At 30.8% G+C, this 13204-nt stretch carries 11 protein-coding genes and 1 pseudogene; 3 read left to right on the top strand and 9 right to left on the bottom strand.

What is annotated here, in order from left to right; translation table 11 throughout:
- Positions 1–60: 60 nt before the first annotated feature.
- The 5 genes from rfbD to K8N75_RS13675 all read right to left on the bottom strand — a co-directional run bounded on the left by rfbD (position 61) and on the right by K8N75_RS13675 (position 6396).
- A complete protein-coding gene (rfbD, locus tag K8N75_RS13695) occupies positions 61–915 on the bottom strand; it encodes a dTDP-4-dehydrorhamnose reductase (RefSeq protein WP_338038054.1) in 855 nt (284 codons plus the stop codon).
- Between the two features lie 205 nt (positions 916–1120).
- Entirely contained in the window at positions 1121–3241 is a 2121-nt protein-coding gene (locus K8N75_RS13690; RefSeq protein ID WP_223792613.1) for a beta strand repeat-containing protein, read from the bottom strand.
- A 495-nt stretch (positions 3242–3736) separates the two neighbouring features.
- Positions 3737–4432 carry a DUF4012 domain-containing protein gene (locus K8N75_RS13685; protein WP_223792612.1) on the bottom strand — a complete coding sequence of 232 codons (696 nt, stop codon included), beginning with the start codon at positions 4430–4432 and terminating at the stop codon, positions 3737–3739.
- A gap of 445 nt (positions 4433–4877) precedes the next feature.
- Positions 4878–5219: a hypothetical protein gene (locus K8N75_RS13680; protein WP_223792611.1), complete on the bottom strand. Its 342-nt coding sequence runs from the start codon at positions 5217–5219 to the stop codon at positions 4878–4880.
- A gap of 316 nt (positions 5220–5535) precedes the next feature.
- A complete protein-coding gene (locus tag K8N75_RS13675; RefSeq protein WP_223792610.1) occupies positions 5536–6396 on the bottom strand; it encodes a DUF1616 domain-containing protein in 861 nt (286 codons plus the stop codon).
- Between the two features lie 746 nt (positions 6397–7142).
- On the opposite strand from K8N75_RS13675, the gene K8N75_RS13670 reads away from it, so the two are divergent.
- Complete coding sequence (locus K8N75_RS13670; protein ID WP_223792609.1) at positions 7143–8039, top strand: Ig-like domain-containing domain; 897 nt, start codon at positions 7143–7145, stop codon at positions 8037–8039.
- Between the two features lie 573 nt (positions 8040–8612).
- Here the strand turns inward: K8N75_RS13670 and K8N75_RS13665 are convergent.
- Positions 8613–9617 (bottom strand): annotated as a pseudogene (locus K8N75_RS13665) (SIS domain-containing protein).
- A 124-nt stretch (positions 9618–9741) separates the two neighbouring features.
- On the opposite strand from K8N75_RS13665, the gene K8N75_RS14260 reads away from it, so the two are divergent.
- Both K8N75_RS14260 and K8N75_RS13655 read left to right on the top strand, forming a co-directional pair.
- The gene (locus K8N75_RS14260; protein ID WP_223792667.1) at positions 9742–10305 is read left to right on the top strand and encodes a DUF11 domain-containing protein; all 564 of its coding nucleotides are present in this window, start codon (positions 9742–9744) and stop codon (positions 10303–10305) included.
- A 51-nt stretch (positions 10306–10356) separates the two neighbouring features.
- Positions 10357–10875, top strand: coding sequence for a transglutaminase-like domain-containing protein (locus tag K8N75_RS13655; protein WP_223792608.1), 519 nt, complete (start codon positions 10357–10359; stop codon positions 10873–10875).
- A gap of 40 nt (positions 10876–10915) precedes the next feature.
- On the opposite strand, the gene K8N75_RS13650 is transcribed toward K8N75_RS13655, so the two are convergent.
- From K8N75_RS13650 to K8N75_RS13640, 3 genes are all read right to left on the bottom strand, one after another.
- Entirely contained in the window at positions 10916–11413 is a 498-nt protein-coding gene (locus tag K8N75_RS13650) for a hypothetical protein (protein WP_223792607.1), read from the bottom strand.
- Between the two features lie 237 nt (positions 11414–11650).
- The gene (locus K8N75_RS13645) at positions 11651–12835 is read right to left on the bottom strand and encodes a pseudomurein-binding repeat-containing protein (RefSeq protein WP_223792606.1); all 1185 of its coding nucleotides are present in this window, start codon (positions 12833–12835) and stop codon (positions 11651–11653) included.
- A gap of 24 nt (positions 12836–12859) precedes the next feature.
- Entirely contained in the window at positions 12860–13174 is a 315-nt protein-coding gene (locus K8N75_RS13640) for a hypothetical protein (protein WP_223792605.1), read from the bottom strand.
- Between the last annotated feature and the right edge of the window lie 30 nt (positions 13175–13204).

The following is a 13204-nucleotide window of genomic DNA, read 5'->3' as shown; positions in this document are numbered from 1 at the left end:
CTCTCCAATAATGTTTTTCGATTTAGATAATCGTAATAAATTTAATTAAAACTTATAATTTCAAAGTAATTTTAGATAATCAGATAAGGCTTCTTTATAGCTCCTGATTTTTGGGTATCCTTCCATCTTCCAGTTATAGTTTTCAAGCACAGAATATTTCGGTCTTGGAGCTGGACGAGGAAATTCTTCAGTACTTACTGGTTTCACATCAACTTCTATATTAGACTGTTTGAATATTTCCTTTGCAAAATCGTACCATGTGCAGTGTTCACTGTTGGTTACATGATAAATACCGTAAGCTGGTCTTTTAATTAAATGTGCAATTGCATTGGCAAGATCTACAGTGTATGTTGGAGATCCTATCTGATCGTTGACTACTGAAATGGTATCATTTGTTTTTGCTAAATTTAACATCGTTGCAACGAAGTTAGGTCCATGGTAGCCGTACAACCAAGAAGTTCTAACGATATAAAATTTGTTAAGTATATCGCGGATATAAACCTCACCAGTATGTTTAGTTTTTCCATAAACTCCTAATGGTTTGGTTTGGTTATATTCATAATATGGTTTGGTGTTTGTTCCATCAAAAACATAGTCTGTACAGATGTAAATCATTGCACAATCTGCTTCTCTACAGGCAACAGCCACATTTCTGGTACCAATAGCGTTAACTTTATATGCAAGGTCTGGATTTGATTCAGCCCCGTCAACATCTGTAAAAGCAGCGGCATGTACCAGCACGTCAGGATTATTGTTTTTTACGGTTTTAATGGTTTTATCAATATCGGTAATGTCCAAAGTATCGATTGTTGTTGTGCTAATTTCATTTTCAGCACTTAAAACATCCACAAGGTCGTGTCCTAACATACCTTCTGAACCAATAATCATTATTTTCATAATCGCACCTCTTAGTATTAATCTAAATCAAATATATTCGTATTAATTTTTTTATAGTTACCCCTTTAGCAGGGATTTATAATTAAATGAAAATAAATGGTTTAGAAATACTATTCCCCAACTAGTAAATAAATTTTTTTTATAATTTCAAAATTTAACAAAAAAAAGGATATAAAATGGGATTTTAATTAATGATTCCCACTTTAAAATATATTATTATTTTTTAGGTCTGTGGTTTGTGTAGCCATGGACTTACGAACACAGAATTCCCTGCTATGGATACTTTATCTGATGGATCATCATCTGATCCCCACCAGTTGTCCTGAGCATACACATAGAAATCTGGATTGTAATCGTTATTTGGACTGTAAATCTCATTTATTCCCTGGTTTGCTATGATGTTATTGTGATGTACAGTTATGTTAGATCCTGAGTTGAAAATTGCTGCACCATAATGATCTGCAGAGTTTCTGCTGATATTGTTATATTCAACAGTTAATACACTACGCAGATTATAGAAAGCTCCACCATCATGTGCTGCGGTATTGTCGTTTATTGTACATGTGGTTATTTTGAAAGTACCGAATGGATTGTATATTGCTCCTCCATCGTGAGATGCAGAATTGTCACTGATTGTAGTTCCTGTTACTGTGAATTTACCGTTTCCATTGTATATTGCTCCTCCATCTCCTGATGCACAATTGCCGATTATTGAGCTGTTTATTAAAGTAAAAGATCCGTAAGCATTGTGTATTGCACCACCTTCCCTAGATGTGTTGTTAATGAATTTACAGCGATTTACGCTTACAATACTGTGTCTAACATATTCAAGTGCATCTATTGCCCCTCCACCACGAACACCATAATTTGCAGCGTTACTTGTAAAGGTTGTATTATAAACCGAGAGAAGCGCGTTTAATGTGAAGATTGCTCCACCATTACCATACTTACCAGGACCGTTACCTATTGCTCGATTATTGGTGAAAATACTATTTTGTATAGCTAAATTAGAACCATCATCGTTAACTATGGCACCACCACCATTGGTTGCCCAGTTATTGATAAATGAGCAACTAAGCAATTTAACTTTACCTAAATAACTGTGGATAACTCCACTGTAACCATTACCATACGCTCCTCCTGCCGAATTCTTTTCAAAATCACAATAACTTATTGTGACATAATCGCCGTAGTTGTAGATAACTCCACCACTACCATTCAAAACCTTGTTACTCGTGAATTTACTGTTTGCTAATTGGACTAATCCATAAGTGTAAAGAACTCCACCAAGATTGGTTGCAATATTACCCGATCCAGTACACCTATTAATATTTAAAGAACCATGATAGTTTACTATAGCTCCTCCTTTGCTAGTACCTATGTTATTTGTGAATGTACATTTATATAACGTTGTTTTTCCATGATTATTATCAACTGCCCCACCACTATGAGCAGTATTGCCTGAGAATCTACAGTTGTCGATGTTTATGGTACTTGTGTATGGATTTGAGGATACTCCATTCTCGTTGAAAACTGCACCTCCTCCACCAATGGCACTGTTACCTATAAAATTAGAATTAGTTATCTTTGCTGAGCCTTTGGAGCTACGGATAGCTCCTCCCCCACCGGTAACACGGTTGTTGAGGAAGTTACTGGTGTTAACAGATAAATAAGCGGTGTTAAAAATACTTCCACCACCAGTGTTTGCTGTGTTACTTGTGAAGTTAGTTCCTGTAACTGATAATGCGGCCTGATTGTAGATGGCCCCTCCAAAACCAGAAGTTACCATGTTTGCTGTAAATGATGAGCCGATAATGTTTAGTGAACCGTATTTATTGAAGATCGCTCCACTACTACTGGTAGCTCTATTATTGGTAAAAGAAGTATAGATTAAGGTTGTCCTTCCTGAGTTGTGTAACGCACCAACTGTTTTACTTTTTCCACTATCGAATCTTATGTTAGTTATAGATACTGTTAAACCACTGCCAATGGTTAATATCTTTCCTAAATAGCGCCCGTTTATTATGGTGTTCTTCCGGCTTGTACCTTTAATTTTCATACTCTTAGAAACTACGATGTTGTTTTCTTTGTATATCCCACTTGCTACTGTTACAGTTCCCCCACTACTCACAGTCCCAACAGCATTTTTTATGGTTCTTTTAGGCCCATCTTTACCATTCCAAACAGGACTTTGTCCATTCCAAGTATCATGTCCGGTTGGATTTACATAAATTCCTGATTGGGATGCAGCAGCAATGTTAATATTTATTGAAATTGTAAATGCGAAACTCAGGAATAATATACCAAATAATATAAATTTTTTATAATTTTTATAAGATTTCATAACCATCTCCCCAATTTATGATTATATAAAAAAATTTTTAAACCCTCCCCAATATGTGAATTTTATAGTATAAAAATCATTTTTGTATCATACAAATATTTTCATATGGTCACTATGATAATAATATAAAATAATTTTTCGTGACAATTTTCACTAATTGTTTATAAAATTTATTAATATTCGAAATAATTTATTAATTTTAATAACCCGCAATTTACTAAGAGGGTGATATGAAAAAGTAGCTGTAATAATTGAAATTGTTGAAATGGAATACTTATTGAAAAAATATATTTAATTTGCAAAGTGATTGGAATTTTGATTATAACACAGTAACAACTGAAACAGGAACTGAAGTATATTTAGTTTTTATGCATTGAGTATAACTGGTATTTAGATTTGGAATATTATTAAATAAAATAAATTAAACAGAAATTAAACAACAATTTATGAGATAATAATGAACTTTCTAAAAAAGAAAAAAAGATGAAATTTTATTCAAATTATTGTATTTATTCCTTTAGAAATTGCGAACTGTGTGAATAACGAACTAGGCACAACTGCAATATTCCCTTTCATATATTGATCAACTGCTATTTGTGCAAGTGTAGCATATTTACTTGGATCTTTTGTTGCATTCATTATTGGTTTCATAATTGATTCCACTGCACTACCCCTTGACATTCCTCCACTATTTTGTTCTGCTCTTAGGAATTGAATTGAGTTACCTGTAACTTTTCCTTGACCTGGTACATTGATTGGACCAACAGCAGCTATCATTGCATCAGGTGTTACCATTACAACTCCATCTGTTTTGATCCCAGTATTAGCCACAACAGTCTCTTGTGCTAATTTAGCCCCAACTGCAGGGTCCGCATCCCATAATGTATCATGAAGCATTAATCTACCTGTTCCCACTCCAGCAGGTTCCATTGCTGTTGGATGCATCATCCCTCCAGGATAAATAGGTGTCAAATTTTTCACATCACCATCAACAGTATATACTGCAAATGCCATGTCAACACCTCCCATACCAGGTCTTTGTTCTGAAGGATCCACGGTCAACAAGAGAAGAGTATGGTTTCCTTTCATCATATTAGTTGATGCTGGCTGTTCATATTGATATATTACAAAAGCGGCAACTAAACCTATCAATATTAATATAATTATTAATAATATTTTCTTTATACTCATTTTCCCATTGTATTCTTTTTTTCTTTTCTATTAATATTATGATTATTTTATACTTATGTCATATTTATTATTTGTTTATCCATATTATTTACTCAAAATATGATAGAATCAATTGATTAAAAATGTTATCTTCTAAATATGTTCAATATTTTGGATTAGTACATTTTATTCATTATCATAACCATTAAATATTAGATTATTAAATTAACGGAAAATTATAGGTTTATACTTTTAATTCTATATATTATGTTATTAAATAGTTTTATAAAGCTATTAAAGGTTATTTGAAACTATTTTAAAGGTAAATAAGCATTTTTTTTACTTTTCCAGTTAGTAATTGAAAAATAGAAGATAAAAAATATTTCAACAATTGAGCATTTAGATGTTTATCATCCTGCTGATTTTTAAAATAAAAGAATGGAATAGATGTTTAAAAAAAATTAGTTTATCCTGTGGTGTTGGTGGGCTCGGTTGGGGTTGTTGGGTTGTTAGTGTCTGTGCTTGTGTTTGAACCGGTATTACCATTGTTTGTGGGAGAATTATAATTATTGTTGTAATTGCTAACTGATGTTCCTTGTGAACTTTGATTAACTAAGGGGTTCACTGGAGTTGCCACAGATGAAGAATTGGTTGAACTCTGATTTGAAGATGAATTATTGGTTTGATTTAACAATGGAGTTGCTATGTCGGTTATTAGACCTGAAGAGCCGGGAAATATGTACAAAGCAAAGCTTAAAACTAAAATTATTGGTATCAACATACCCATCAATTTATAATCTTTATTCATGTTATCCCCCTAATTAACTACTTCTATTTTAAGTATTAATACTATTTTAGAATTTTATTTGTGATATTATATAATATTAACCCCATGAATTCACTTTGAAGTTTTAATATGTTGGAATAATTATTTTCAATTTTTTCAATTAATTTTATAAAGCATTATTATCAAAATTTTTTTATATCCTAAGAAAGCAAGAGTAAATTTCTTAAAAAATTAAAAAAAGTTAGATATAGTAATATTTGATATGGAAATACATTTCATCAGATTTTTTGTGAGAATCGTTAGTATAAATAAGATAATATAAAATTATAAACTATATTTATTGATTATAAGCCTTTATCCTTTTCTTTATTGCATATACGCTTAAGATTAGGGTTAAAATTGCAAGGGGAATTAGTAAGGAATTTATACTAATTCCATACTTAGTGTAATACAATACCATTCCTATCAATGATGTAACGGGTAAAGTAACACCAACACTCAGGCCTAAACGTATGATAGTTCCTAAACTGCTTTTTTTAGGCAATAATATGGCCATAAACATATATCCTGGTATAAAAACCATATAAATAATACCTATAACGTCATGAAGCAGGTTTATATTGATATGGGGGATAAAGTAGGTGGTTATTGCAAATATGGACAGCAGATCAATGAGTATCAGGTCATAGAATAAACTGAATTTAGATTTTGGGCCGGGTTTAGTTGTAGGTTTCTCTATTGTTTGGCTTGTTTTTTGTTCTGTTGGACTAGTGGCATCTTCAGGTTGGATCGGGGTTTCATCTGGACTATGAGATACGATCCTTTTTCCATTTGGTTTATAGTATCCAATTCTACGAATATATGCTGACAATGATAAAACCATTGTTATTATGGACATTAAAGTGACCAGTATCAATACATGAAGCCCTAAAGAAAATTTTAATATAACACTCACTGCTAGTATTATGAGGACACTGAACTCTAAAATTAAGAGGGGTTTATTGAGAATTTCATGATAATTTTCTTCAGGCCGTAACAATGAAATTAAAGAGTAACCTACAAATAGGAATGATAATACTAAAAATCCTAGTTCTAAAAATGATTTATTGAAGTGCAAATTTGGGAATGATATAAGAATAATATAAATTAATGATAACAAAAAAATTAATTTCAAATCCTTGGATAATAGATGTTTCATGTATTTTCTCCAGTTATTTACTTATTATCATAATCTGGTAAATATTTGAATTTACTATTAAATTATTATAATAAAGTTTCTTTAATATATGATGTATTGTTGATGAATAAAATTTTTTATTTAGTTAATATTTATTGTACCTTATTCCGTAATAATCCATTATATCTACTTTTTACTATTTTTAGCTTTTATTATTTAAATTAACTATCTTTACAGTAATTTCATATTATTATTAAGTTTTAAGGTTGAAAAAAGATCCTTAATTAGGTGTAAAATGTACGTTGGTTTCAAATATCGGTTGATTCGTTAAACATATACTATTCAATATAATTTTTATTTTTAAAAAGCAATTACAGTCAATTATTTGAATTGGGTTCATAATATTCATTTCTTTTTAAAACTACTTGAAATTCATTTAATCATTAAAATAAGTTATATTAAACCTTTTTTTATCATTTTATGCTAATTATGAGGTTTTTTTATGATTATGAACTAGGTGAGTAATTGATAAAAGGAACTAATCCGCCTATTTTTGGGATATATTGTTTTAGAAGACACTATTTGTTAAAAACAGCATCAGAGTAGGCTTATCCATAATACCTTGTTTCAATAAACGTGTAACGCGTCTTAAATTAATAAAACAGCCGTAAGAGCGTCTTTTTTTCAAAATTATATCAAAACCTTTATAAGTGATATTCAAGTGATTAGTGATTAGTCTAATAAACATCATTAAGAAATCAAATGTGATGTTATTAGGGTACGGAGGCGATAGAATTAAGCGAAAAATATTATTATCAGTGCTACTATTATTTGGTTTAGCACTATTTTTAAATGTGAGTACATCAGCAGCAGCAAATACATCACCCCAAGTAACAGCGGTGGATCCAGCTAATCACGCAGTGATATCGAAAAGTCAAACTGTTAAAGTTACATTCAATGAAGCAATCAAAGAAGGAAATAAGTGGATAGAACTTAAAAATGGTAAAACTGTTATTTCTACCAAAAATTCTTTAAGCGACAAAACAGTCAGTATCACGCCTACAAAAACACTAGCAACAGGAGTTAAATATAACCTCATAATACACACAGGCAGTGTAACAGACATGTCAGGAAACGGCGTATCACTTTACAAAACCAGTTTTACAGTATCTCCAATTTCAGTAGCTCAAATGAATGATGGTATTTCCAGGGCTGAAAAATTCTATGCAAGTAACGGGAGATTACCTAAAACAATACGTTACGGTACTACTTTGATACAAATAACACAATTTCAGAAGATCATAGCAACTCAGGGACTAACCATTAAAAAACCAAAAATTGTTGCATCAACTGCAAGTTTGGCTTCTATAATGAAAGCAGCTTCAAAATACCGATACAGTGGTGCAGCACACACAGCAGAAGGTATGATTGCACATGGTAGCGGTGACTGTTGGGCAATGAGTGATTACCTATACAAGAAAATGACTGCAGCAGGTATGAAAGCCAGAATAATTCAGTATTCAACTTCCATGTCAAGCAGACACAGATCAGTACAGTATTCATCAAATGGCGCATGGGTTAATGCACCATACAGAACATACTTCTCAACAAATATGTTCAACAACACACAAAGTTATGGAACAGTTATAGCGTGTAACGCTTAAACTATTCTAATTTCTTTCTTTTTTGTTTTAATTTCTTATTTTATTAAAAGGATTTTTTTCATAGACAGTCTATATCAATAATTATTTTATCAAATTTATCTTGATAATTTTTTAAAATTTTTACATTTTTTTTTTAGTGTAATTAATTCTGATAAGTTAAATTATTATAGAAATTTAAGTTTTTAAATCGTAAAAAGAAATGAGTAAATAATATGAGAATCAAGAAGATGGAAATGTTCAATTTTTAATTATTTTACAGATATATATTTACAAGTATATGGTTTACATAGGGATGGAAGAAGAAAATGAAAGAATGTAGTTAATCACTTTGTTACCTAACTAAAGAGTATGATATTCTAATTAGAATGTTTATATCGGTTATTTAAGTATTCTTATTGAATTTAAACATGAATCAACATGCTCTGTTAATTCTTTTTAATTAAAAAAATTTTTAATTGTTAAATGACTTCATAAAAATATATAATCCTTTGATTATGAAAAAAAGTTAATCCAGAAAATATAAATAGATAATAAAAATGGAATACTGCCAATAAATGTTTTAATTAGTGATAATCAGTATCTTACTTTTCCAATATGTCTTGTACTTCCCGGATCTTCTCCGTTGTAGTGGGAAAGATAGTATATGAACCATTCTACAGGTATTACTAATATGAATGGTGCTAAGAGTGGATGTATGTTAAAGTAGTCTTTCATTTTGAATGTTATGGTTTTTGCACCTATTTCATTGGAAAAGTCTATTGATTTGTTTGTTAGTTCATCACCAGGAAAACCTGCATCTAGGAACAATATTGGAATGTTCTCCTCGATTCTTTCGATTAGTCCATGTCTAAATTCTCCTGAGTAAAGTGGACAAGCATGTTTTAATGATCCTTCCATTAACATTGTCATAGCAATTTTATATGCTAACCCAAAGTTTGGGCCACTACCCATGCATTAAAATATGTCTTCATCTTTGAATTCTTTCGCAAGAATTTTATTATCTTCTCTAGTATTTTTGATCAATTGTTCTATAATTAATGGAATTTCTTTCAGATCCTGCAAAATCTTTTTAGCTTCTTCAGATCCTTTAATTGAAAACAGAATTTCGTATAAACATAATAATTGTGTTATGTAAATTTTTGTGCCTAATGTTGCAGTTTCTCTTCCACATCGTGTAAGTATTGCATCATTAGATTCCTTCATCATACTGCTTTCAGCTTCGTTTGTAATTGAAATAGTGTAAATACCATTTTCTTTTGCTTTTCGAAGGGCTGCTAAAGTATCTGCTGTTTCTCCTGATTGTGAGGTTAATATTAATGCTGAATTTGTTTTATGGAGTTTTTTATGATGCACAAATTCATATCCTGTATTGACTTCAATATTCATATCTGATAAAAATCCAATTGCATCCCTAGCAGAGTAACAAGTTGAAAGAGAACTTCCACTACCAACTAAATATATTTTATCCTTTCTTGCTATTTTCTCTGAAATCGCCTTCATATTAAATTCTTCTTCAGTTAAAGTATTTACAAGTGATTTAGGCTGTTCTAAAACTTCATAATACATATCATATTTCATAAAATTCATTCCTTAAAATATCAAGCTTTTCAGCAAGATATTCCCTATTTTAGATTAATATTTAACATCTTCAAATGATAATGTAGCCTCAACCAGCGAATCAGATGATAAAAATACAGCAGATATTAAGTTATCACAATATGCATCAAACTATAATCCAAATTATTTGAAATATGTTATATTCACTTTAAAAATGGATAACAATGGACCAAATACTGCAAATAATGTAACTATAAGTCATTTATTAAATCACAATCATCTTAAATGGATTTCAGATGAGGGTAAAGGCTCATACAATCATATAACTGGGATATGGTCTGTGCAAACAATAGAAAATGGTACTAATATCAATCTACATGTTGTTGCACAGATAATTGCATCTAACATCAACATTACCAGTAATGCCATTTACAAATCAGGATTAAACATAGATCCAAATATCTCTAACAATATGACTTCAACCACATTAAAGATACCTCCATCTGCAGATATTAGCATTACTCAATCTGCATCAAACTATAATCCAAAAAATTTCCATAATATTTATATAAAAATTAAAGTCAAAAACCAAGGACATAACGATGCACAGAATTTAACTATAAATTCTGGATTAAACCCAGATTTACTTAAATATATTTCATGTTATGGAAATGGTAATTACAATCCGAAAACCGGAATTTGGACATAAACAAATTAAAAATAGGTGCTGTAAACACGTTATATAATTAAGGTAAAGGTATTGGCTTATAAAGTGAAATTTAAGAACATAATAAACTATCAACCAAATACATACGATTATAATCTAAAAAACAATAGAGCAGGAATAGTATTAACTGTTCCAAGTTTTACTACCGTATCATCACTTGCTTATGCATTGAGAATTGATACTAAATCTAATTATGATAAGGCATTGAATATTTTCAATTGGGTAAGAGATTATGTTGAATACTCATATTATTATGGAACAAGGTACGGTGCATCAGGAACATTGAAAATATTAAAGGGGAACTGTGTAGATCTTTCACGTTTAATAGTTTCATTGGCTAAGTATTCAGGGGTTTTTGCCCGATACAAATATGGAACATGTTACTTCTATAAAAGTCATGAATGGATTAGTCATGTTTGGACCAATCTTTATGCAAATGGTAGTTGGTATGCAGCAGATGCAAGTAATAACATTAATAATTTTGGGGTTATAAAAAGTTGGAATACTTCCAATTTTATATTAAATGGGATTTATAGAACATTACCATTCTAACAATAGTTTTAGGTTTAAAAAAGAGAAAAAATAGTTTTATTTAGGATGGAATTTTATTAATTATTAAACTATCCTTTATTAAGTTATAATCTGGCAAATTATCGGTAGTACCTTGGATCCAAATTGCAGTTGTTTTTCCATTACTTTTTGAAAAGGGAATATACAATTGGATGGTTGTTGGATCTGAAAATTCATAAGCTGTTCTGTTTGCTACAGTTGTTTTGTTACTTTGAGCTATTTCAGAATTAACAAATTTTGTGTCATTAGTTACACTATTTATTTCAACAATAAGTTTATCACCACTACGTAATTTTATATCAATTTGTGTACTGTTTGAATCATCTGTTATTGTTAAATCTGTGGGTTTCTTAAATGATACATATTGATTACTAAAGATAGGACTATCAACTGGTGCTGGTTTTACAGAGGTGTTGTTTGCAACGGTTGTATTAGTATCATTTCCAGAACTAGTACATCCTGAAAGTCCTACAATTCCCACCAAAATAATACTTATTAAAAACAAGTTTATCCACTTCAAAATATTCGCCCCCTGAATATAAAGTGAATAATAATCTTATCTAATAGTATATAATATTTCCTTTTTGCAGTTAAATTATGATTTCTTTTAGAATTTGGGCTGTATATATCATAATATGATATTTAAAAGCTAAAAATATCAAATATTAATATTCGTAAAAGGAGTCAAATCACCAAAAAAATTAGTAAAAAAATATAATTGAGTCTAAAAAAATAAAGGGACTCATTTTATTGTGTTTTAAGCGAATACACCGTTTATTGCTTTAACAACTTCTAATGCATGTTTGTACAATACTTGTGCATAGTTAGCTTGATTCTCGTACTGTTCATAAACAATTGTAGGTATGCCTTTGTTTGCTATAGGTATAGTCACCCGTGGTGGGCTGGTGCCGTCACCAAGGTAATGATACTTCAATTTTCCATTTGTGTATGCTGAATTAATTAATGTATATGCAAAACTCACAGATTTTGTGTTGGCAAGAGGAGCGAATACAAAGTTAGGGTACCCCGTATATTGACTAGTTCCCCTGTTTCCATGTGTATCAACAACTAATTTATAGGAAGTTCCTATATTTGGCACAATATAGTAATGTGCTAAATCCTGTCCGTATACTCTTGATAAAGTGTAATCCTTTTGGTATTGAGTGTACACTACTACTCTGTAAACCCATATCTGCACGTTTTTTAAACTGGAAGATAAATTTGATATGGCATTTAGCATTGCTATGTGAGTTTGTTGTTCTTGAGCATGAACCCCTACAATAACTGCAACTTTATTTTTACTTGAAACATTTCCATATGGTCCGTATAATTTAACGTATCCATATTTGTTGGAGCCCAATACTTTTCCATTTTTCAATGTTGCATTCAACTTCCCTGCTGGACCAAGAGTCTGTGCATACCAAGATTTTACTGAAACAGTTGATGGTAACACTTTATTCACATTGTAGTAAGTCATGATTTTACTGTACATATAAACCATTGACTGATACTTCATCTTTCCCTTAGTTGTTGTCACATAATTAGGTAATTTACCATATTTGTTAATATATGAATTTATTCTAGTTGCAATGCCAACATATTCTGTCTTTTTGATTGTTCCACTGGTTAGAGTTTCCTGTGGATTTGTTGGATATGAAACCTTTTTAATGTTTATTAAATTCTTTCCTTTACCATTAGCCACATTATTGGTGGCAGAGGTTAGTAAATATAAAAATTGTGAATTTGTTACATTTTTGCCGCCTACAGTAACTTTACTTTGCAGACTATAGTTGGTTTCTACATTATGTTTAACTGTTACAGCTGCTTGACTGATTTGGCTTGTATTATAAGTTGTTGATTGAGTTGTTACTGCTGCAGATGTTCCTATACTTAAAAGCATAAGAACTCCTAACATTATTAGTAAAACTTTTTTTATAAGCATCCTGAACTTCACCTCAAAAATAATTTATTTATCTGATACCCAGATTTCCTTATTAGGGCTGTTTGGGTCTGGTTCCCAGTGCCCGCTACCGCTACTGCTTCCATTGTTTTTGGTTCCAGTACTGTTTTTGTCACTTTTAGATGAACTTTGACTGGATGGTTGCGAACTGGAACTTGTATCTGCTGAATTGTTTGAAGCAGTTGTTGTTGAACTACCATTTATTGTACTGTTGTTTGTAAGGTTGGTTGAATTGTTGTTATTACCTATACATCCTGAAATAACTACCCCTCCAAATATAACAGCAATAACTAGTACCGATATTAAGGCTTTTTGATTCATTGTAAACCACCTCTTATATTTAATTAATTA

This window comes from Methanobacterium spitsbergense, from assembly GCF_019931065.1.
In the GTDB taxonomy this organism is placed as follows: domain Archaea; phylum Methanobacteriota; class Methanobacteria; order Methanobacteriales; family Methanobacteriaceae; genus Methanobacterium_B; species Methanobacterium_B spitsbergense.
This window is presented reverse-complemented; position numbering and strand designations above follow the sequence as displayed.

Excerpts from the sequence above, each read along its gene's own strand:
- K8N75_RS13690 (WP_223792613.1), bottom strand. The coding sequence starts at position 3,241 with ATGAAATCTTATAAAAATTATAAAAAATTTATATTATTTGGTATATTA.
- K8N75_RS13685 (WP_223792612.1), bottom strand. The coding sequence starts at position 4,432 with ATGAGTATAAAGAAAATATTATTAATAATTATATTAATATTGATAGGT.
- K8N75_RS13680 (WP_223792611.1), bottom strand. The coding sequence starts at position 5,219 with ATGAATAAAGATTATAAATTGATGGGTATGTTGATACCAATAATTTTA.
- K8N75_RS13675 (WP_223792610.1), bottom strand. The coding sequence starts at position 6,396 with ATGAAACATCTATTATCCAAGGATTTGAAATTAATTTTTTTGTTATCA.
- K8N75_RS13670 (WP_223792609.1), top strand. The coding sequence starts at position 7,143 with ATGTTATTAGGGTACGGAGGCGATAGAATTAAGCGAAAAATATTATTA.
- K8N75_RS13645 (WP_223792606.1), bottom strand. The coding sequence starts at position 12,835 with ATGCTTATAAAAAAAGTTTTACTAATAATGTTAGGAGTTCTTATGCTT.
- K8N75_RS13640 (WP_223792605.1), bottom strand. The coding sequence starts at position 13,174 with ATGAATCAAAAAGCCTTAATATCGGTACTAGTTATTGCTGTTATATTT.